Source organism: Pseudochryseolinea flava (assembly GCF_003286915.1).
Classification (GTDB): Bacteria; Bacteroidota; Bacteroidia; order Cytophagales; family Cyclobacteriaceae; genus Ohtaekwangia; species Ohtaekwangia flava.
The window spans coordinates 131,904-153,215 of the sequence record NZ_QMFY01000004.1 but is presented as its reverse complement, the minus strand read 5'-3'; the positions used below and the strand labels follow the sequence as shown (position 1 = coordinate 153,215).

Sequence of the window (21,312 nt, the reverse complement as noted above, 5' to 3'; positions counted from 1 at the left end):
GATTTTATGGGCTACAAAACCACTTTTTGAACTGGAATAGGCTTATTTTTTAGTCTTGTTTCTGAAAATGTTAAATCATTGGAGTAATGGCAAAATCCGAGAAAGAGTCAATGTTTGATTATGATGAGTCCAGTATTAAGTCGCTCGATTGGCGAGAGCACATTCGCTTGCGCCCCGGTATGTATATCGGTAAACTCGGCGATGGTTCATCAAAAGACGACGGGATATATGTATTGGTGAAGGAAGTTATTGATAACTGTATCGATGAACATATGATGGGCTTCGGTAAGGTTATCGATGTGACGATCACAGAATCTAAAGTAACCGTTCGCGACTACGGCCGCGGTATTCCTTTGGGCAAGGTCGTTGACGTCGTGTCAAAGATCAATACGGGCGCGAAATACGATAGTGGCGCATTCCAGAAATCGGTAGGGTTGAACGGGGTTGGTACAAAGGCCGTTAACGCTTTGTCAAGTTATTTTAAGGTTCAAGCATATCGCGAAGGTGCTACCAAATTAGCGGAATTCAAGAAAGGTGTTCTGACCAGCGATCCTAAGCAAACCAAGACCGACGAGAAAAATGGTACCTACGTTGAGTTCGAGCCTGATAATACCATGTTCAAGCATTACCACTTCATCCCAGAATACTTGGATGATCTTATGTGGAATTATGCATTTCTTAACGCCGGACTAACGATTAATTATAACGGTCAGAAGTTCTATTCCAAAGATGGCCTTCTTGATCTATTGAAGCAGAAAACCAATCCAGAAGAATTACGCTACCCAATCATTTCATTTAAAGGAAATGACATTGAGTTTGCGCTGACCCATGGAAATCAATATGGCGAAGAGTATTACTCATTCGTTAATGGTCAGAATACAACTCAGGGGGGTACGCACTTGGCGGCTTTCCGCGAAGGTATCGTTCGTGGTGTTCGTGATTTCTTCAAGAAAGATTTTGATGCTTCCGACATCCGGGCTTCAGTTATTGGAGCTATTGCAGTTCGTGTTCAGGAGCCAGTGTTCGAATCACAGACTAAAACGAAGCTCGGATCGCTCACCATGGCACCGGAAGGAGCAGCCGTCAAAACCTTTGTTGGTGACTACGTGGCCAAAGAGCTGGAGATCTACCTCCACAAAAACCCGACGGTTGCCGATGCTATGCAGAAGCGCATCATGCAATCGGAGCGTGAGCGCAAAGAGATTGCTGGTATCAAGAAGCTTGCGAATGAGCGTGCCAAGAAAGCCAACCTCCACAATCGCAAACTTCGCGATTGCCGTTACCACTTCGACGAGAAAAATCCTAAAGGTGTAGACTCACAAATCTTCATCACAGAGGGAGACTCGGCTTCCGGATCAATCACCAAATCGCGTGATGTCGAAAGTCAGGCTGTATTCAGTTTGCGTGGTAAGCCTTTGAACTGTTTTGGTCTATCCAAAAAAGTTGTATACGAAAACGAAGAGTTTAACCTTCTTCAACACGCGTTGAATATTGAAGATGGTCTTGAAGGACTTCGTTATAATAAGGTGATCATCGCTACCGATGCCGACGTGGACGGTATGCACATTCGTCTTTTGCTGATGACATTCTTCTTGCAATTCTTCCCGGATCTTGTGAAGGCGGGGCATGTGTTTATTTTGGAGACACCTTTGTTCCGTGTTCGCAATAAGAAAGAGACGATCTATTGCTACAGCGAGGAGGAGAAACAGGCAGCGATCAAAAAGATCGGCGGCAAACCGGAGATCACCCGCTTCAAAGGTTTGGGAGAAATTTCACCGGATGAGTTCGGTGGATTCATCGGAGAAGACATCCGTCTTCAGCCGGTGTTGCTCCACAAGGACAGTCATCTTCAGCGCATCTTGGAGTTCTACATGGGTAAGAATACTCAGGATCGCCAGGAGTTCATCATCGGAAACCTCCGTGTTGAGATGGACAAGGTTGACAAGAATAATGTAGAGGATCCCGAAGTGTTGGAAGACCAGGAGGCCTGATTCATTGAGTAAATAACTAGCATTAATATCGAAGGATTTTTTAAGCCATGAGTAAAAAACCTAAATCAGAAGGCAAGGAAAAGCTACCACCATTTATTCCAACTACCGACAACGGTGGCAACGGACATGGAGAGGATGGCGTTCACTCCATTGCCCTTGATGGTCTATATCAAAATTGGTTCCTGGATTACGCGTCATATGTAATTCTTGAACGCGCTGTTCCGCGTATTGAAGACGGGTTCAAGCCTGTACAACGCAGGATCATGCACTCTCTTAAAGAAATGGATGACGGACGCTTCAACAAAGTGGCGAACGTGATTGGGAATACCATGCAGTACCACCCGCACGGTGATGCTGCAATTGGAGAAGCAATTGTGAATATTGGTCAGAAAGATCTTCTGATCGAAACACAAGGTAACTGGGGTGATGTACGTACGGGCGATAGTGCCGCAGCACCGCGTTACATCGAAGCACGTCTGTCGAAGTTTGCGCTCGATGTTACTTACAACGCTCAAACTACAGAGTGGCAGCTTTCTTATGATGGTCGTAAGAAAGAACCGGTAACCCTTCCGGTGAAATTCCCACTCTTGCTGGCACAAGGTGTTGAAGGTATCGCAGTAGGTCTATCAACAAAGATCCTCCCTCACAACTTTATCGAATTGATCAAGGCATCGATCGACATTCTGAAAGAGAAAAAGCCTAAGATCTATCCTGATTTTCCAACGGGCGGTATCGCTGATTTTTCAGAATACAACCAAGGACTTCGTGGCGGAAAAATCAAGGTGAGAGCCAAACTCGAGATCCTCGATAAAAAAACACTCGTCATAAAAGAGATTCCTTTTGCAACCACGACTACTTCTTTGATGGAGTCTATCGTGAAGGCAAGTGAAAAAGGGCAGATCAAGGTTAAGCAAGTAATCGATAACACGGCGAAGGATGTAGAAATTCAAATCGTTCTGCAACCCGGACAGTCGCCTGAAATTGCAATGGATGCATTGTATGCGTTCACGGATTGTGAGATTAGTATATCGCCAAATGCATGTGTGATCATCGATGATAAACCGGTGTTCATGCCTGTGAATGAGATTTTGAAAATCAACACTTTCCAGACGGTTGAGCTTCTCAAGAAAGAGCTTCAGATCAGAAGGGGAGAGTTGATGGAGAAAATACTCTTCTCGTCTTTGGAGAAGATCTTCATCGAGAACAAGATTTACAGAAGCATTGAAGAGGCAGAAAGCTGGGAAGAAGTTATCGAGGTTATCGACAAAGGTCTCAAGCCACACAAGAAAAAATTCTACCGCGAGATCACCCGCGACGATATCGTTCGTTTGACGGAAATCAAGATTAAGCGTATCTCGAAATACGATTCATTCCAGGCAAACGAGTTACTCAAGGATCTTGAGAAACAGTTGAAGGAAACAGAACATAATCTCAAGCACCTTACAGATTACGCTATCGCTTACTACCAGCGTTTGCTGGAGAAATACGGTAAGGGGCGTGAGCGCAGAACAGAGATGAAAAGCTTCCAATCTGTTACAGCGGTGGAAGTTATTGCGAACAACCAGAAACTTTACGTTAACCGTGCCGATGGATTTATTGGTTACGGATTGAAGAAAGATGAGTATGTATGCGACTGCTCCGACTTGGATGATATTCTTGTAATCCGTAAGGATGGCAAGTTGAAGGTGTCCAAGATTCAAGAGAAAGTTTTTATGGGCAAGGACATCCTGTATGTCGGTATCTTTAAGAAGAACGATGAACGCATGGTGTACAACGTGATCTATGCCGATGGTAAGAGTGGAAGAGCATTTGCGAAGCGCTTTAACCTGCCAGGTGTAACGCGCGAGAAAGAATATGATTTGACCAAAGGCGCAGCCAACTCTCGCATCTACTATGTGAGCGGTAATCCGAATGGCGAAGCAGAAAAAGTGGAAGTGAAACTTTCGCAGTCTAGTACAGCGCGCAAGAAGATCTTTAACTACGACTTTGCCGAGCTAGAGGTAAAGGGAAGAAGTGCCGGCGGAAATATCATTTCGAAATATCCACTCCGTAAAGTAGACTTCCTGAAAGCGGGTGGTTCAACGTTGAGTAAACTCACGTTGTGGTATGATGATGCCGCGGGGCGTCTCAATAAGGACAAGCGCGGTAAGTATCTTGGTAAGTTTGATGGTGATGACAAGATCATTGCTTTTCAGCGCAACGGTTCTTACAAGATCACAAGTTACGATCTGAATAATCGCTACGAACCAGAGAAGACTTTACATATAGAGAAATTTAATCCTGAGAAAGCTGTTTCAGCTGTCTATGTTGATGGTGAGAGTAAGCAATACATGGTGAAGCGATTCCTAATTGAAACCAGCACACTCGACAAAGAGTTTGGATTTATCTCTGAAGGGATCGGTTCTCGTCTTATTGTAGCAACGACCTCGGAAACGCCGGAAGTTGAAATGGAAGTGCAAAAGGCGAAAGACAAGCCGAAGAAAACGGAAGTTGTAAACCTGGAAGAGCTGGTAGAAATAAAAGGATGGAAGGCTTTAGGTAATCGCCTGTCAGAATACAAAGTTTCGAAGGTGAATCTAATACAAGAGGAAGAGGCGGCTCCGGAAGAAGCTGAAGCAGAAAATGCGGAAGCAGAGGTGGCTGAAGAAGATCAGTCGCCAAAAAAAAAACTCGAGACAAGTCCTCAGCCAACAGCAGTCGAGGAGGACGGACAAGTCAGCCTCTTCGGGGAGCCAAAAAAGCCGGACCCAAGACAAGCGGCAAGTCACCAGCAAAAAAGTCAGCCAGTCCAAAAAAGTCAAGTCGAGCAACAAAACCTCTTCGGACAAAGCCAAGCGGAAAAGCAAAGCCAAAGTCCAAACCAAACAAAAAGCGAAAGTGAAAAAGAAGAGGTGAGTGAGCGGGATGTTGATGATAAGTTGATTAATCCTGGCGAGACATTCGAATTCAAAATATAGACTTGTTAAACTTAGATAATGGACCCGTAGTGATGCGGGTCTTTTTTTATTTATCGGCTGCTACACAACAATGTGGTAGTACCGTCGAAATTTTCAAGTAAGGTTTTAATCTTTCTCGGTGTTTTTCCCCTGACAACTATTGCGAGACAATCGAAACCTTCCTTCGCTCAGTTCAGTATTAATGCAACAGTCACCTGAAGCTAAATCGTAACGGCACACGTAAACGATTACAGTATATACATGAAAGAAACGATTTCCGTTTTGACGCGCGACGGGGTGAAGATTGGCGCAAGTTGGTTTTTAGCAAATAATCCATCAGAAAAGGTGATCTTGATTAATTCTGCAACGGCGGTTAAACAATCCTATTATCATCAATTCGCCGACTTTCTAGCACAAAAGGGATTTCACGTTTACACCTATGACTATCGTGGTATTGGCGAATCATGTGCTCGCGACAAAGCATATCTACAGTCCAACATGAAAGATTGGTCGAAAGATATGGATGCTATGATAAGTCACATCACAACGTTACACCCACAATCTCGCCTGGTAATCATTGGTCATAGTATTGGCGGACAAATTATTGGTATGTCGCGAATGGCAGGCTATGCAGATTCGCTGATCATGGTCGGTGCGCAAACGCCGTACTGGAAAAATTATGAGGGTGCGTTGATGCGGATGAAGCTGCTATTATTTTGGAATATTTTGATCCCAGTATTGACGAGAATGTTTGGTTATTTTCCATCATCAAAGCTAGGATTGTTTGAAGATCTGCCAGCGAAAGTTGCGTTGCAGTGGGCGCGTTGGGCAAGAACACCTAAGTATGTCTTTAAGGATAATCCGGCATTAAAATCATCATTCGAAGCGTTGGATCAGCGAACCTTGTTTGTTAGTTTTTCTGATGATGCACTCGCGCCATACAAAGCCGTTCTCGACTTAAAACGATTTTATAAGCACGCGCGGATAGAACACTGGCACATTCATCCCGACGACCTCGTGGTGAAGAAGATTGGTCATTTCGGCTTTTTCAAGAAGCACATGGAAATGCTCATGTGGCACGATATGGTTCGCTGGATTGGTACGACTATTGGTATTGATAGGCCGAAAGCAGCATAGCGCTAATTCCACGTCAGCGAAGCAAAACAGTAAAGGATGAACCGTTTCACCGTTAACCGTAGTCTGTCATCGGTTAACTGTTTGCTCCGAAGGGGATGCTTTCCTAATTTCGGTATATGAAAAAACTCTTTTTAGTAACTATCGTCTCACTCGCGGCTAACCTTTGTTATGCTCAAAACGATGAGATTCTCGCGCAAGGAACAGTGAGCGATTCACGAACAGGTAAGGGAATTCGCGCTAGTATCAAATACAGTAGTATTCCAACCGGCAGTATATTCGGACGCTTCAATGATAGTACTTTTTCGTTTCCGATTTTTGGTACGGCGAAATATCAAATAACAGCGTCAGCTGATGGGTATAATCCTAAAACGGTTATCGTAGATCCGAAAGATGTAAACGCGGATAAGAAAGTGCTCCGTGATATCCGTCTCACACCGAAAGGTCAAACGGTTATTCTTGATCACTTGATATTTGCAAAAGGAAAGGCTGTTATCGATCCGGAATCGTTTGGTGAACTTGATGAAGTGGTGCAGATGATGAAGGAGAATTCAAAAATAGAAATTCAATTGGAAGGGCATACCGATAATGTTGGATCGCCAAAAGCAAATCTCGACCTGTCGCAAAAACGTGTGGATGCGGTCAAAAAATATTTGGTAGAGAAAGGCATATCGAAAGGAAGAATTCAGACTAAAGCATTTGGAGGTTCGCAGCCATTGAAGAATGAGCAGACGCCAGAGGCTAAAGCACTCAATCGTCGGGTTGAGATGCGGATTCTAAAAGATTAACAAAATAAAATGTTCGAACGAAACGCCAGGTGAATTGATTTTGCTTGGCGTTTTTTATTTTCATCCATGATGAGTAATACAAAGGCAAATAATTTCATTCGTGTATCATATCAGGAAATGTATGATACATTCAACAGGATATTAATGGCGTCGGGATTTGAGGAGCAAAAAGCAGCGATGTGTGCCGAAGTCTTTACCACGAATAGCGTTGAAGGGATTTACACGCATGGTGTGAATCGCTTTGCTAAATTTATAAAGTTTGTTGCTGAAGGCTATGTAAAGGCAGATGAAGAAGCTACACGTGTAGATGCCTTGGGAAGTTTTGAGCGCTGGGATGGCAAGTGTGGGCCAGGCCCGATCAACGCGATTCGATGTACAGAAGCGGCGATGGCTTTGGCATCAAAGAACACGATAGGCTGCGTTGCATTGGCGAACACCAACCATTGGATGCGTGCCGGATATTACGGGCAGTTCGCCGCGAAGAAGGGTTTTGCTTTGATCGCTTGGACTAACACCCTTGGTAACATGCCTGCATGGGGAGCGAAGGATAGTCGTCTGGGAAATAACCCAATGGTGTTTGCTGTTCCGTTCGCGTCATCTCCAATTGTGATGGACACAGCGATGTCGCAATACTCTTATGGTGCTATTGATCTTTATAAATTGAAAGGAGAAAAATTACCTACGATTGGTGGTCACGATAAAAATGGTGAGCTTACTGATGATCCAACGTTGATTGCAGAAACGAGGCGGGTTCTTCCGATTGGATTTTGGAAAGGGGCAGGTATGTCTTTGCTTCTGGATGTAATGGCTACTATTCTTTCTGCTGGCCTAGCGACGCATGAAATATCAAAGTTGCCTGTCGAGTATGCCATGTCACAAGTTTTTATTGCTATCGATCTTTCCAAACTGTCTAATGCTTCAGTAATTTATCAGGCGATTACTAAAATCATAGACGATTACCATCAGTCGGTATCAACAAAACAGAATGAGCGCGTTCGATTTCCTGGAGAGCGTATTGAAAAGACAAGAAATGAAAATCTCGCTGAAGGTATTCCGGTTTCTGAAAATGTCTGGAAAGAGATTGTTACGCTGTTAGCATAATTAACTTACACGTACGACATCCACCACTTCTTGTTGTGTTCTTTCAACGCCCCATACCATTTACAAGGGAAGTATAGGGCTGCAACGATAAGAAACCAAACGAGATATGTGCGCAATAGACTGGGTGAATATGCTTGCGGCCATTGATCGGGTGGTACGAATGAGAAGTTGATAAAGTGACCAAATTGAAAATACGACCATAAGTAGGCAGAGGCGCTGATCAAAAAGAGATGAAGGATAAAATAGAACAACGGTACTTTTCCATATACAATGAGTTTTTCAATAATGGGTGACTTGATTTTATCGAGCCGTCCAAGAAGTATTAACGCAATACCCAACGTGCTCGATATGAAAAGCATTGACGGTGGATACTTGTTTACGTTGATGAACGATAAAAAAGTAAATACTTCGCCCCGTGGTTGGGTACTCCATTCCAAAGGGTCCCCATAAACATTGGTAGCGCGAATGATGATAAATATTATTAGAAGGACAATGCCTGTAAAGGTTAATCGCTTCGAAAGCCCATCTTCTGTAAACCATTTGCCAACGAAAAAACCACAGAGCATAACGGCCATCCAAGGAAGGATAGGATAGGCCATCAATATCGTAACGCCTGCGTTTATCGTAAAAGGTGTATGCAGAAAAATTGCCGGTAAAAATGTAGCAGGGGTGATAGGCACGTTAGGAATTAAGTGCTGACCAATAATAATGGTGAGCGCAATGGCTAAGATTACTTTTCGAGGAAGCCGCGATAAAAAGGAAAGAAAGATCATTGACCATCCGATAGCCCAAATTACTTCGAGAATAATCAACTGATATCCATATTGAAATAAGAAACTGATTACGGCGATTTCGACGAAGATCAGCCAAAGCCCTCGTTTGATGAGGAAATGTTTTGATTCCTTCGGCGACTTATGTCGAGACGATAGGTAAGCGCTTACACCAGATAAAAATACAAAGGTCGGCGCACAGAGATGTGTGATCCATCGCGTTCCAAAAAGTAAAACGGATGTTTGGCTTACATCCTCCGGGCGAAAAGGTGTGGTACTGTAAAATTCTCGAACATGATCCAACGCCATAATTACCATGACCAAACCCCTGAGCATATCAATCGCGTTGACTCTCATTCGTTGTTTTGCTGACGTAGTGTCAAGGTTTTGTTCCGGCTGGAGTTCTGTCAGTACAGCATTCATAGTGTTGTATAAAGCGACAAGTTGATCTATCACTTGTCGATTTGGAAATTAATGTTGCTGAATGCCGTTTTTAGATAGCTGAATGCCGGAGATGTATGCCTGAAATTATTTGCCTAACCATTCTTTAAATGCCGTTAAGCGATCACCACTAACGAAAACTTCTTGACGTGTTGTAGGTATGATGTCTAGTTTTAGCTTGCCGCCGGAATAGAGATGTCCCTGTTGAACGCTTTGATGTGAAACGATGAATTGTCGATTGATTCTGAAAAACATTTTAGGGTCAAGCTGCGTCTCAAGGTCGTCAAGTCGGTAGTCTATTGGAAGATTAGCTCCCTTGTTGGTTGTTAAGAATACATTTTTGTCAGATACAAAGAAATATGCTACTTCCGACACATTGATGCTTTGTATCTTATTCGCGAACGAAATCATGAATCGGCTTCGATACGGCACCGGTTGTGGTCGTTCGAGTAATCGTAGGAGTTGTTCTTGTTGTGATGGAGAAAAATGTGATGAAAGACTATTGTACTTGTTGAGAGCATGTTCCAACTGCTCATACTCTACAGGCTTCAATAAATAGTCGATGCCACTAACCTTGAACGCCTTCAGAAAATATTCATCGTACGCTGTTGTAAAGATCGCCGGGATATGCAGGTCGATCTTCTCGAACAATACAAACACGAGTTCGTCCTCAAGCTGGATGTCCATGAAAATTAAATCTGGTGCATTGTTTTTCTTTAACCATTGTAAAGTTTTCTCTACAGATGGAAGCGTCGAAAGAATTTCAATGGTAGTGTCAAACCGGTGTAGTTGGCGCACAAGATGTTCAGCAGCCATGGGTTCATCTTCAAGAATTAATACACGAAGCATCATGGCTACAATAAAGGAATTTTTACGCAGAATGTTGACTTATCATCGTTAATGATCACAAGTCGATCAGTTAAGGCCGCATAACGTTTCTGGATATTTTTAAGCCCGAGGCCAGTCGATGCTACAGATTGCTTCTTGCGACGGATCGTGTTGCTGACGATCAAATAATTGTCTTCGGCCCGCAATATAATTGATAGTGGTTTTTCTTCGGACAGTTGATTGTGTGTAATCACATTTTCGAAAAGCAATTGCAATGTGACAGGAGGTACCTTCAATCGTGTAGCATCTTCTGGAATTTCCTGATTGACAAAAAACTTTCCCTTAAATCTAATTTGGAGAAGAAAGATGTATGAGCTTAAGAATGTAAGTTCCGTGGAAAGTTGAACGGTGTCTAAGGTTCGATTCTCAAGAATGTACCGGTACGTTTTCGACAGTTCCTGAATGAAACGTTCAGCCATGCTTGCATCTTGGTAAACAAGGTTTGATAGAATTGTAAAACTGTTGAAAAGAAAATGTGGACTCAGTTGATCTTTCAGTGCGATAAGTTGTGCTTGAATTTTTTCCTTGGCAAGTTGTTCCATTCGAATTTCCATCAGCTTGGCTTTTTGTGATGATTGTTGATAAGCCATTAAATAGAATGATGATAGCATGAGCAAAAGAAAAAAGCCGATGTTGCCACGCTGATACAGGGCGATGAATTCTTCTGATTGGTTTACCGGTAACATCCGAAACGGGAGTTGAAATAAAGATTGAGATATCCATTCTGCGAATGTTAATAAATTACCCGCAGCCCATACGAATGATATGGCCATCGTGATGGCAACAGCAAAAGTTGTAAACAGTGGAATTATTTTGAAGGAGAAGAGAAAGTCCGGTCCAAGGTATTTAGACAGGATCTTTAACATTAATTCAGATAGATGAAGCCAAACATATAACATCCCAGTCACGATTATCAAAGTGCCGAGTTGATAATAGAAAACAGCGAGGGTGTATTGGTACTTTGGACTGTAAACGGGAAAGTTTAAATATAAACCAAGCGGAAAATGGATGATGAGTAGCACGGCGACCAGTTTCCATTTATTCAGATTCAGGATGTATTCGCGCCAGAGTGTTTTCATTACGAATGAAAATATAGTGAGAAAAGTTGAGCCTGAGTGATCAAGGTTTGAACTGATAGCGTGTTTTTATATTTTTGTTCCCTACGAACCCCATTTAGTTTTGCGAATCAATCACGCCCTATTTCTTGCTGTCTTAACTTTATGTTTGTGCACTATAACTCGAGTCAGTTTTTCTCAATTCAACTATGGATTGCGTGCTGGTGGGCAGTTTGTGACTGCTCGGCATAATGATGATTCTCCATACACAGAATCAATTTCATGGCGACCATCGTATCATGCGGGTTTTTTCTTCAGCTATAAGTTCTCAAAAAGAATTTCGGCGGTAGCTGACCTTTTATATTCCGATAAAGGATATAGCACGAAATACAAGGATGGATATAATAATATTCACATAACCTATTTGAGTGTCCCTCTGATGGCACAATATCACGTCACAGACAAGTTTTCAATACTGGCCGGGGGAGAATTTGATCTCTTTTTGTCAGCCCACCGTTTTAACGGAGGCAAAAAGCATACAGGAACCTTTTATGATAACCCAACCGAGTTAAGCTTAATAGGCGGGGTCGCTTATCAATTCAATCCACGCCTGAACCTTATGCTGCGTTATGTGCATGGCGTCACTAACATCAGGGGTAACGACTTGCGATGGATTCCTGGATTCAAAATATCAAATGAAATGTTCCAGCTGTCTTTAGGATATGCTTATCGCCGTGATATCGATCATGAATACCTTCATGATCGGCGAAGCATGTTTTCCATTGGCATAAGACAGGGATTGTCTAGGTACGTGACGGTGACTTCATATGATGAAATTTCCAGGCAAGAAAGTTCTTCTGGAAGAAACGGATATCAAGCGGAAATTGATTTTCGATTCACAAGAAAAAGGTTTTACACCAATCTTGGTTTGGTTTACTCCCAAAAAGGAGGCCCCATTCAAGACGAAGAGGATGTAAAGCAAAATTTCATGGGAGTACCGGTGATTATCGGGTACTCGCCAGTGAAAACTAGACCATTCACATTTTCCCTTGAAGCAGGTTTGGTATTTAATCGGTTGATGTCGTCTTCACCATTGCCTAACGAGGATAGCCCGAAGAATAATATAACAAACGACAATATCTTTTCGGGAGTGTATGGCTTCGAGATTTCAACCGATGCATTACCACGGATTACACCATTTATTACCTACCGGAAGGAAGTCGATTTTACGAGTTACTATCTGTGGTCATCGAGTGAGTACTCTGATGGCACATACTTATATCACAAGGGGCAAGTATTAAGCTTCGGTGTGCGAATGAAAGGCGTTAGTGTAACGCGCGACAAAACAAAAGAAGAGGCCGACAGGTTTAGCTATCGTGCGCATATGGATTCCGTTGTGCTCCCATTTTCATTCGGCGTAAAAGGTGGAATTAATTTGAACGATACCAAACACGACGACCCAGTAATGGGAAAGGATGACCACAGCGATGCCATGTTCGCGGCTCATGGTGGTATGTACTTTCAAATTAGATTGTATAAACGCTTTAGCCTGATTCCAGAAGTACTCTACTTTCGGAAAGGATTTAAATTTGAATACGATGGCGAACAACTCAAGGCGATTGCGAACTACATAGAGTTTCCTGTCCTTCTTAGCTATCAGGCTACGCGACGACTTGGAATTGATGCAGGATAGGTTTACGGTATTCTGCTGAACTCGAAATTTGATCCTGACAATATTACATCGTTCTATGATAATTACGATTGGTACTATACAGGAAAAGGGATCGGGTTAGAAAAGGGGCATTGTGGCTGGCGTTCGTTACAAAGTCAATGGCCGTATTTCGGCTGGCGCTCGTTACTACCGAGGTCTTTCAGATGTTTCTTTTCAAAACTATAGCGACGTTGATGAATTCAATACAAACATTCAGGTGTTCACAACATTCAGAATTAAATAAGTCGATATAGCGCTGCGTATTTTAAGCTGTTCCTTCACACCGCAAAAACATCCATCTCTTGAATCGTAATCGACTTACGATGGGCAAGCTTTCGATACAACTCCGCGCTCGGACGTGGTAATCGACGTTTTGTTTTTAGATCACATTCGTATAAGCCAAACCTCATCGTTGGACCAAGATGCCATTCGAAGTTATCCCACGTGCTCCAAAAATAGTAGCCGCGTAGATCGACACCTTCTTGAATACATTGGTGTATGAGTTGAGCGTAATCTTGAATCGCCTGAAGTCGTAAGAAGTCACTCTCGTCGCACACACCGTTTTCCGTGATGATGATCGGCTTTTTATATTTATTCCAATAACGCTTAATGCAGTCTACAATTCCTTCGGGATGATACTCCCAGATATCGTCATGTTTTCTTCCAAGTGCTTTAATTTTATCTGGCGTTTCGAGGTAGGTGATGGGCATCGGATCATGTGGAATACGACCGTAGTAACTCATGCCGAAGAAATCTACTTTTTCGAAATGCTTCGGACAATATTCCATAAACCACCAGTCACTTAGTCGCGCAGGAAACCACCCAAGAATATTCTCTGCAGAAAAGATGGCGCAGTTGTGAGAGATACCTATTGGTTGATCTGGATATTTTGCTTTGATGTAGTCATAGATCTCATCATGTGCCTTTCCCATGTTTGAGATGACTCTACCCGCAGCAACCGGATTGACCTTATGCGGTGGGAAAAATCCAGTCATGAAGCCGAAGCTTGCATACACATTGGGCTCATTAAAAGTATTCCAGTAGGAAACGTATTGACCGAATTCATCGACTACTTTCTTAGCGAAATCAATCCATGCGGGAATGTTATCTTCTCTTTCCCAACCGCCGCGCATTGCAAACCACTTTGGGTTGGTAAAATGATGCAGCACCATCATGATTTGAACATTGCGTTGTTTCAAATCTTTGATGAATACATGGTAGTCGTTGGATGTTTCTTGATGAAGCGCTCCGAAAGGTTCGCGTTGAAGTTTACTCCATTGCAATCCCATACGATAATGTGGCGCTAGTGATGCTATAATTTCCGCATCTTCTTTAAAGCGTTGCTCGTGATCTGTAGTGACGTCAAATACATAACCATCACGGGCTTTGAAGCCTTGCCAGTCATGTTCGTATGCTGTTTCTATTTGCGCTGCGGCAGTACTTGTTCCGAAAAAAAAGTGTTCAGGAAATACAAGTTTCATTTTACTTACGTGTCACGGCAGCCTGCGCTGTTTCCCATTCCTTCCAGTATTTACGAAGGAGCTTGACGTCATCGTGCGCGCAAGGATAATGATCTTCTGAAATTATCGGAAGCATGCCGTGTGCAAGATGTACTGATGTTAAACCGCCAGTCCATTCGAAGTGACCAGGGTCGTATGGTTTTCTCCAGCGACCTCCCCAACGTAAGCCAAGCTTTTCTCCGGTCACACCGACCTTCAGCCAGAGTTGTTTATTATCCCATACAGCAACAGAATCAACGATTGGAACTAAGTCAACGGCGAGACCATATTGATGTTTTGAACGACCGGCGCCTGAGCTCGTATACTTCTTGCCCATCACTTTGTATTCGTTCTGCTTTGCATGCGTTCGATATGATTCGACAACGGCGAGTTCGATGCCCTGCTTCTTGCATTCCGCTATAAGCTTGTTGATTTTATCACGGAAGTAGGGGTGAAGTGCACGGAGGTCAGTAATCATCGGCATGGCGCCGCGATCTTTTCCGAAGTTGTAATTTTCAACATACGACCATTCCTTCCATTCATTGATCGTGTCAATCTCGATTACGATTTCGGGCGCGGCAATTACACTGTCAACTTTCGGAGGCTCAACGGCCTCTACAACATGAAAAAACTCAGCGTGCTCCCGACAATCAAATGGAGCGAACAACTGATCAAGCTGCGCCTGCGCGTCAATCGTTGAGACCAAGAGGAGTAAGGCAACAATTGCCTTGAGAGGTTTAAGCATTTGTGCAACGTTAAAATTCAGGGCACAAATATAAGTGGTTTAAGCTAAAGTCTAGATTATCAAAACGTTAAACTTATTAGGTTTTCTTACTTCGGCCGGTCCATAAAAAAACCGCTCCTGGTCTCTGGGAGCGGTTTTCGATCAACCCTAACGCGTAAAAAGTTCGGGAACTCTTACACGTGCGCTTTCACGGTAGGCGCGCCGGCCAAGATTTCATCGTTGGCATAAGAGGCAAATTTTTCAAAGTTCTTCAAAAATGCTTCAGCTAAGTAGTGCGCCTTTTGATCGTAAGCATCTTTGTCTTTCCATGTATTTCGAGGATTTAAAATTTCGCTTGGTACGTTGTTGCAAGTTTTAGGGATCGCCACACCGAAGATGTCATGTTGCTCGTAAGCCACATTGTCGAGTTCGCCGTTCAATGCTGCTGTGATCAGCGCACGTGTATGTGTCAAACTCATCCGTTTACCCACGCCGTATGCGCCACCAGACCAACCTGTATTGATCAACCAAACATTTACTTTCGCCTCTTTCATTTTACGACTTAACATCTCCGCATATTTTGTTGGATGTAAAGGCATAAATGGTGCGCCGAAGCATGCAGAGAAAGTCATTGTTGGTTCTGTAATGCCTGCTTCGGTTCCGGCAACCTTCGCCGTATATCCCGAGATGAAATGAAATGCTGCTTGACCAGGTGTAAGTTTTGCGATAGGCGGCAGTACTCCATAGGCATCGCAGGTGAGGAAAAATATGTTCTTTGGATTCTTGCCAAGCGACGGCTGCGCAATATTGCTGATGAAGTCTATCGGATAGCTCACGCGGGTATTTTCTGTACGTGTTCCATCAGCGTAATCTACTTCATTTGAATTTTTCTTGAAGCCAATGTTTTCAAGCAAAGCGCCGCGGCGGATAGCTTGATAAATTTCTGGTTCCTTTTGTTCTGACAGGTCGATCGTTTTTGCATAGCAACCACCTTCAAAATTGAAAATTGTATTGTCTTCGGTCCAACCATGTTCATCGTCACCAATCAATTTTCGATTAGGGTCTGCCGATAGGGTGGTTTTTCCTGTTCCAGAAAGTCCGAAAAAGATTGCTGTGTCACCCGCGTTGCCCATGTTTGCTGAGCAGTGCATCGCGAGTACATTTTTCTGATGCGGCAGTATAAAGTTTAAGGCAGAGAATACACCTTTCTTAATTTCTCCTGTATATCCGCTTCCACCCACTAAGATCATTTTACGTGTGAAGTCGATGATGGAGAAATTATGTTGACGTGTTCCATCCAATGTTGGATCTGCTTTAAAGCCTGGTGCGTTAATGATTGTCCACTCCGGGGAAAATGTTTGAATCGCTTCAGCAGAAGGGCGGAGGAACATGTTGTAGACAAATAAATTTGACCACGCATACTCGTTGATGACGCGAACATTCATTTGATAACGAGGATCGGCGCAGGCAATGGCATCTCGTACAAAAAACTCTTTGCCATTAAGATATGCGATCATCTTCTGATAAAGCGATTCGAATTTTGCTGAGTCGAATGGGATGTTAAAATTGTTCCACCATACGGCGTGCTCAGTGAGTGAATCTTTCACGGTGAACTTGTCTTTTGGAGATCGGCCTGTGAATTCGCCTGTATCGATGGCGATGGCACCTGTGTTGGTGAGTGTGGCATTTTCTCTTTCGAGTGCATGCGCGATGAGTTGATCAGGTGACAGGTTCCAATGCGCTTTACCTTCCATAATGCCCAAAGAGCAAACGCTCGCACTGGGCGCTTTGTATCCTAGTTCTAACATGTCAATTTGGTTAATGAGTTATGCAAAGATAGGCAATTGAAAACGTTTCAATCGTTTGCATAAAATATTTTATTTACTTTGCGCCTTCGCAACAGATTTGCGAATCTGCGTGCGAGGCGATACTTTGAATGATTATTTGGTATAAAGTGATTTTGCTTATTTATCTTTTTCGTTGATGGCTTCCAACAAAACTTTTTTTGGTCACCCGCGCGGACTGGCGACCCTTTTTTTTACCGAGATGTGGGAGCGTTTTAGCTACTACGGCATGCGGGCTCTACTGTTTCTTTTCATCGTCGCACCGATTCATGAAGGAGGACTGGGCTTCGACGATAAATCGGGAGGTGCCATTTACGGTCTTTACACGATGTTCGTTTATCTCCTTGCATTACCCGGTGGATGGATTGCCGATAATCTTTTTGGATTACGTCGTTCCATTTTTTATGGTGGATGCATTATTGCGGCAGGACATTTTTGTCTCGCGCTTCCATATCAAGAAACATTTTTTATCGGACTGCTTTTTATTGTGATGGGCACAGGTTTGTTAAAACCGAATATCAGCAGTATGGTCGGAGAACTTTATGGTCCAGAGGATCAAGTTCGTCGCGACAATGGATTCTCAATCTTCTACATGGGAATCAATATTGGTGCATTGATTGCGCCAATTATATGTGGTTATCTCGGAGAGAATGTGAATTGGCATTACGGATTTGCCGCGGCCGGTATTGGAATGGTACTCGGTGTCATACAATTTAAACTAACAGAAAAAAATCTTGGCGATGCGGGCATAACGGTAAAGTCTGCCGGAGATCAAGCAACACAAAAAATGCGCCTTCTCTGGCTGAGTATAATGCTTGTAGCGTTAGCAATTTTTGTTGTGATGATGTGGTTGAAAATAATTGTAGTTGATCCGGTATTGTTGGCCAATTCATTCAAGTGGCTTATTGGTATTTGTGTTGGGTTATATTTCACCTACACATTGATCTTTGAAAAGTTGGATGCTGACGAAAAAAAGAAAGTAGCTGCCATCGCAATCGTGTTTGTAATTACAGCAATTTTCTACACGGGATATGAAGGGCAAGGTTCAACATTAAATATTTTTGCGAAGCGTTACACAGATCTTGTTGTCGCCGGATTTGCAACGCCGGCAAGTTGGTTTCAATCGCTTCCACCGATTTATGTCGTGACGTTTGTTCCGATATTTACCGGATTGTGGATTTTTCTGGCGAGTAAAAATTCTAATCCAAGTACACCCGTAAAATTATCGTTAGGTCTGGTGTTTACCGCCCTTGCTTACGTGGCTATGATTGGTGCATCGTTTGTTGTGATCAGTGGTCAAAAGGCACTTCCAACGTGGCTGTTCCTCACGTATCTACTGCTTACTTTTGGGGAGATTTGCTTGTATCCAATTGGCTTGAGTGGCATTACAAAGTTGTCTCCAAAAAGACTGGTCGGGCGAATGATGGGAGTGTTCTTCATGGCACTTGCCCTGGGTAATTTAGTAGCGGGTTTATTTGCTGGCGATATTGATGAGAAGGTGGTCGCTAAAGACCCTCATGTTTTGGTGGACCTTTTTCAATTTATTGTCATCATGATGATGGCATCAGCCGTAGTGGTATTGTTGATCGCAAAACCGCTACGCAAATTGATGGGCGATGTTCGTTAACGACGAGCGTTGCTAAGATAAGTAGTAACTCATAAACCTAAATCTATATCATGGAAGAACCTAAATCTTTCAAACCGTATGTCGCGCCCGAAATAAACATGGCGGAGTTTACAGTTAAGTCTGTAATACTCGGATGTTTGTTCGGCATTCTATTCGGTTGCTCTACTGTATACCTAGCCCTTAAAGCAGGACTTACCGTAACAGCCTCTATTCCGATCGCCGTAATTGCAATTACGCTTGGCAGGAGATTTCTCAAAACCACAATACTCGAAAACAATATCATACAAACCACGGGTTCAGCTGGTGAATCGATAGCTGCTGGTGTGGCATTCACATTGCCTGCATTTTTATTCCTTTCGAAAGGAACAGATGGTACAAGTGTTGGCGAAGGATATTTCACCTACCTCACCATTTTTATTCTTGCTGCCTTTGGTGGAATGCTTGGAACCACCATGATGATTCCCCTGCGTCGCTCACTGATTGTGAAAGAACATGGATCACTACCATATCCAGAAGGAACAGCGTGTGCGTCTGTATTGCAAGCGGGAGAAAAAGGTGGCGTGTTAGCGAAGACAGCATTCATCGGAATGGGGGTTGCTTTCATTTATGCATTGCTCCAAAAAGTATTTCATGTCGTTGCAGAAACACCTGAGTATGTTACAAGTCAACTGAATAAGTATTGGCCATCAGCGGCCACACGCGGTGAGATTACACCGGAGTATCTTGGTGTTGGCTACATTATCGGGCCGCGTATTTCGGGGGTGCTCGTTGCAGGCTCCGTGCTCGCATGGTGGGCAGTCAATCCGTTACTTGCAACACTTGTATCTCCTGATGTTATCGCGCAGCAGTTGGTGAAAGTAGGGCAGCTCACCAGCATTGATGCCGCAGGTCGTGCTTCAAGAGGTGGTTGGGATCCTGCAACGCATACCTTCTCCAACTATGCAGATGCAATCTATTGGGCATATATCCGACTGATTGGCGCTGGCGCTGTTGCTGCCGGTGGACTTATCACGCTCATCAAAACGATACCGACAATCATTAGCTCATTTAAAAGCAGTATGGGATCGATCGGAGAGAAAGGTCAAGCGAGCGTGCTCAGAACAGAAAGAGATCTTTCATTTAAAGTTGTAATCTTTGGAAGTATCATTCTTGTGCTCCTCGTTACAATTCTTCCCAACATACCAGGCGATGGATTCTTGCAAAAACTATTGATCGGAATATTGGTAGTCGTGTTCGGATTCTTCTTTGTAACCGTATCGAGTCGTATCGTTGGATTAGTAGGAACCAGTAACAACCCAATTTCGGGGATGACCATTGCCACGTTGATGGGAACATGTTTAATTTTTGCAAGCGTGGGATGGACGGGTCAGTTCTATGAGCCGATGGCCATCGTAGTAGGCGGAATGATCTGTATTGCAGCAGCCAACGCTGGAGGAACATCACAAGATTTGAAGACTGGCTATCTTGTCGGCGCGACGCCAAAATTTCAGCAACTCGCACTTTTTATAGGCGCAATCGTTTCTTCAATTGCCATTGGCGTCGTTATGCACGTACTCGACACTCCGACTACTGAGATGTTGGCCAATAACGTTCATCACGCTATCGGTCAAGAAAAATATCCTGCACCTCAAGCAACATTAATGGCAACGTTAACCACAGGGATTCAATCAGGAAACCTTGACTGGCAATACATCATCGTCGGTGTATTCATTGCAATTACATTGGAGTTGTGTGGTATCAAGGCCCTTGCCTTTGCCATCGGATTGTATCTTCCCCTAGCCACCACGTTGCCCATTTTCGCAGGCGGGTTAGTGAAAGGTTATGTCGATTGGAGAGCCGAGAAAAAAGGCGAGGCAAAACAAGAAGATGATCTAAGTCGCGGAAGTTTATTTGCGACGGGACTCATCGCGGGTGGCGCGATCACGGGTGTTATCGTTGCTATACTTTTTGTAGTCAATGAAGAGGGCATGAAGTCATTAGGGATGGAGGAGCACATCGTCTCTGCGATCGGTCACAATGGCTATCAAATCTTAGGTACGTTATTCTTCTTTGCAATGATGTTCTGGCTCTACCGTATTGCTACCAAGAAACACCAAGACGCATAAGAAGTCATTCATTCATAAAAATAATGCTGCCTCGGATGGGGTAGCTTTTTTTATTTTCGGTGGACGTGATTGCTTAGCTTAGTTTGTATTCGATGCGATGCAATACTCTTCTTGTTCTATTGTTCACGAGCACGGTGTGTTTCCATGGGAATTTTCGGCACTCGTACGCGGTATATTCGTCCGCGGTAGCATTCCAAAAATCAAAGGCCGTTTCCATTTCTTCGGCAGTAACTTGTGTGCGTTCCAGTTCCAGGAAACGAAGGTCGATTTTATACGCGGTAGTATCAGCGACCATGGCATACTTCGAAAACGGAAGCGTTGCTAACATTGTTAAGACATCCGATTCACTTGCTTGATAGTCGAAGTAGCTCACGTAACCTACACCCGGATGCGCAATTTTTTCTCCCACAATATTGCCATTATACTTTAAGAGCTGTAGTGATTTCTCCGGAATAAAGTCACGAAGATTAGACGCAAATGAAATACTAGGGATTTCAAGAGATGCGTGCATGGGGGCTTCGTGGCGGTTACATCCAATCACGCCTGCGATAAGCATTGCCGGGAAATAAAACTGGTAAAGCTTGATCTTATTCATAAGCGCAATATAGTTCGATTTGTTACTGTTTACACCTCCGGCAACGTGTGTAGTGACCAAACAAAATTCGGTTTAAGTTTCATGGCAAGTACGTCTGAACTTA

Annotated in this window: 15 protein-coding genes; 8 read left to right on the top strand and 7 right to left on the bottom strand. The window is 43.4% G+C overall.

The window, feature by feature from the left end; genetic code table 11:
- Nucleotides 1-86: 86 nt before the first annotated feature.
- From DQQ10_RS10185 to yiaK, 5 genes are all read left to right on the top strand, one after another.
- The gene (locus DQQ10_RS10185; protein ID WP_112746759.1) at nt 87-1,991 is read left to right on the top strand and encodes a DNA topoisomerase IV subunit B; all 1,905 of its coding nucleotides are present in this window, start codon (nt 87-89) and stop codon (nt 1,989-1,991) included.
- Between the two features lie 47 nt (nt 1,992-2,038).
- Nucleotides 2,039-4,948: a DNA gyrase/topoisomerase IV subunit A gene (locus DQQ10_RS10180; RefSeq protein WP_112746758.1), complete on the top strand. Its 2,910-nt coding sequence runs from the start codon at nt 2,039-2,041 to the stop codon at nt 4,946-4,948.
- A gap of 240 nt (nt 4,949-5,188) precedes the next feature.
- Nucleotides 5,189-6,064: an alpha/beta hydrolase family protein gene (locus DQQ10_RS10175; RefSeq protein WP_112746757.1), complete on the top strand. Its 876-nt coding sequence runs from the start codon at nt 5,189-5,191 to the stop codon at nt 6,062-6,064.
- Between the two features lie 116 nt (nt 6,065-6,180).
- Nucleotides 6,181-6,849, top strand: a complete 669-nt coding sequence (locus DQQ10_RS10170) for an OmpA family protein (protein WP_112746756.1) — start codon at nt 6,181-6,183, stop codon at nt 6,847-6,849.
- Between the two features lie 66 nt (nt 6,850-6,915).
- On the top strand, nt 6,916-7,950 hold the full coding sequence (yiaK, locus tag DQQ10_RS10165) for a 3-dehydro-L-gulonate 2-dehydrogenase (protein ID WP_112746755.1): 1,035 nt from the start codon (nt 6,916-6,918) through the stop codon (nt 7,948-7,950).
- Between the two features lie 5 nt (nt 7,951-7,955).
- On the opposite strand, the gene DQQ10_RS10160 is transcribed toward yiaK, so the two are convergent.
- From DQQ10_RS10160 to DQQ10_RS10150, 3 genes are all read right to left on the bottom strand, one after another.
- Entirely contained in the window at nt 7,956-9,143 is a 1,188-nt protein-coding gene (locus tag DQQ10_RS10160; RefSeq protein WP_112746754.1) for a DUF1624 domain-containing protein, read from the bottom strand.
- A gap of 105 nt (nt 9,144-9,248) precedes the next feature.
- On the bottom strand, nt 9,249-10,013 hold the full coding sequence (locus tag DQQ10_RS10155) for a LytR/AlgR family response regulator transcription factor (protein WP_245970359.1): 765 nt from the start codon (nt 10,011-10,013) through the stop codon (nt 9,249-9,251).
- Nucleotides 10,014-10,015: 2 nt separating this feature from the next.
- Nucleotides 10,016-11,128 carry a sensor histidine kinase gene (locus DQQ10_RS10150; protein WP_112746753.1) on the bottom strand — a complete coding sequence of 371 codons (1,113 nt, stop codon included), beginning with the start codon at nt 11,126-11,128 and terminating at the stop codon, nt 10,016-10,018.
- Between the two features lie 100 nt (nt 11,129-11,228).
- Here DQQ10_RS10150 and DQQ10_RS10145 point away from each other — a divergent pair, with 100 nt between their 5' ends.
- The gene (locus DQQ10_RS10145; protein WP_112746752.1) at nt 11,229-12,797 is read left to right on the top strand and encodes an outer membrane beta-barrel protein; all 1,569 of its coding nucleotides are present in this window, start codon (nt 11,229-11,231) and stop codon (nt 12,795-12,797) included.
- Nucleotides 12,798-13,093: 296 nt separating this feature from the next.
- On the opposite strand, the gene DQQ10_RS10140 is transcribed toward DQQ10_RS10145, so the two are convergent.
- The 3 genes from DQQ10_RS10140 to pckA all read right to left on the bottom strand — a co-directional run bounded on the left by DQQ10_RS10140 (nt 13,094) and on the right by pckA (nt 16,846).
- Nucleotides 13,094-14,296: a family 1 glycosylhydrolase gene (locus DQQ10_RS10140; RefSeq protein WP_112746751.1), complete on the bottom strand. Its 1,203-nt coding sequence runs from the start codon at nt 14,294-14,296 to the stop codon at nt 13,094-13,096.
- 1 nt (nt 14,297) lies between these two features.
- Entirely contained in the window at nt 14,298-15,059 is a 762-nt protein-coding gene (locus DQQ10_RS10135) for a M15 family metallopeptidase (protein WP_112746750.1), read from the bottom strand.
- 173 nt (nt 15,060-15,232) lie between these two features.
- On the bottom strand, nt 15,233-16,846 hold the full coding sequence (gene pckA, locus DQQ10_RS10130; protein WP_112746749.1) for a phosphoenolpyruvate carboxykinase (ATP): 1,614 nt from the start codon (nt 16,844-16,846) through the stop codon (nt 15,233-15,235).
- Between the two features lie 175 nt (nt 16,847-17,021).
- Between pckA and DQQ10_RS10125 the strand changes: the two genes are divergently transcribed.
- Both DQQ10_RS10125 and DQQ10_RS10120 read left to right on the top strand, forming a co-directional pair.
- Nucleotides 17,022-18,509 carry a peptide MFS transporter gene (locus DQQ10_RS10125; protein WP_112746748.1) on the top strand — a complete coding sequence of 496 codons (1,488 nt, stop codon included), beginning with the start codon at nt 17,022-17,024 and terminating at the stop codon, nt 18,507-18,509.
- Nucleotides 18,510-18,559: 50 nt separating this feature from the next.
- On the top strand, nt 18,560-20,614 hold the full coding sequence (locus DQQ10_RS10120; protein ID WP_112746747.1) for an OPT family oligopeptide transporter: 2,055 nt from the start codon (nt 18,560-18,562) through the stop codon (nt 20,612-20,614).
- Nucleotides 20,615-20,687: 73 nt separating this feature from the next.
- Here DQQ10_RS10120 and DQQ10_RS10115 read toward each other — a convergent pair whose 3' ends face one another.
- Nucleotides 20,688-21,209 (bottom strand): hypothetical protein, encoded by a 522-nt coding sequence (locus DQQ10_RS10115; RefSeq protein ID WP_133259605.1) that lies wholly within the window; start codon nt 21,207-21,209, stop codon nt 20,688-20,690.
- Nucleotides 21,210-21,312: the final 103 nt, after the last annotated feature.

Excerpts from the sequence above, each read along its gene's own strand:
- DQQ10_RS10185 (WP_112746759.1), top strand. The coding sequence starts at position 87 with ATGGCAAAATCCGAGAAAGAGTCAATGTTTGATTATGATGAGTCCAGT.
- DQQ10_RS10180 (WP_112746758.1), top strand. The coding sequence starts at position 2,039 with ATGAGTAAAAAACCTAAATCAGAAGGCAAGGAAAAGCTACCACCATTT.
- DQQ10_RS10175 (WP_112746757.1), top strand. The coding sequence starts at position 5,189 with ATGAAAGAAACGATTTCCGTTTTGACGCGCGACGGGGTGAAGATTGGC.
- DQQ10_RS10170 (WP_112746756.1), top strand. The coding sequence starts at position 6,181 with ATGAAAAAACTCTTTTTAGTAACTATCGTCTCACTCGCGGCTAACCTT.
- yiaK (WP_112746755.1), top strand. The coding sequence starts at position 6,916 with ATGATGAGTAATACAAAGGCAAATAATTTCATTCGTGTATCATATCAG.
- DQQ10_RS10160 (WP_112746754.1), bottom strand. The coding sequence starts at position 9,143 with ATGAATGCTGTACTGACAGAACTCCAGCCGGAACAAAACCTTGACACT.
- DQQ10_RS10155 (WP_245970359.1), bottom strand. The coding sequence starts at position 10,013 with ATGATGCTTCGTGTATTAATTCTTGAAGATGAACCCATGGCTGCTGAA.
- DQQ10_RS10150 (WP_112746753.1), bottom strand. The coding sequence starts at position 11,128 with ATGAAAACACTCTGGCGCGAATACATCCTGAATCTGAATAAATGGAAA.
- DQQ10_RS10140 (WP_112746751.1), bottom strand. The coding sequence starts at position 14,296 with ATGAAACTTGTATTTCCTGAACACTTTTTTTTCGGAACAAGTACTGCC.
- DQQ10_RS10135 (WP_112746750.1), bottom strand. The coding sequence starts at position 15,059 with ATGCTTAAACCTCTCAAGGCAATTGTTGCCTTACTCCTCTTGGTCTCA.
- pckA (WP_112746749.1), bottom strand. The coding sequence starts at position 16,846 with ATGTTAGAACTAGGATACAAAGCGCCCAGTGCGAGCGTTTGCTCTTTG.
- DQQ10_RS10125 (WP_112746748.1), top strand. The coding sequence starts at position 17,022 with ATGGCTTCCAACAAAACTTTTTTTGGTCACCCGCGCGGACTGGCGACC.
- DQQ10_RS10120 (WP_112746747.1), top strand. The coding sequence starts at position 18,560 with ATGGAAGAACCTAAATCTTTCAAACCGTATGTCGCGCCCGAAATAAAC.
- DQQ10_RS10115 (WP_133259605.1), bottom strand. The coding sequence starts at position 21,209 with ATGAATAAGATCAAGCTTTACCAGTTTTATTTCCCGGCAATGCTTATC.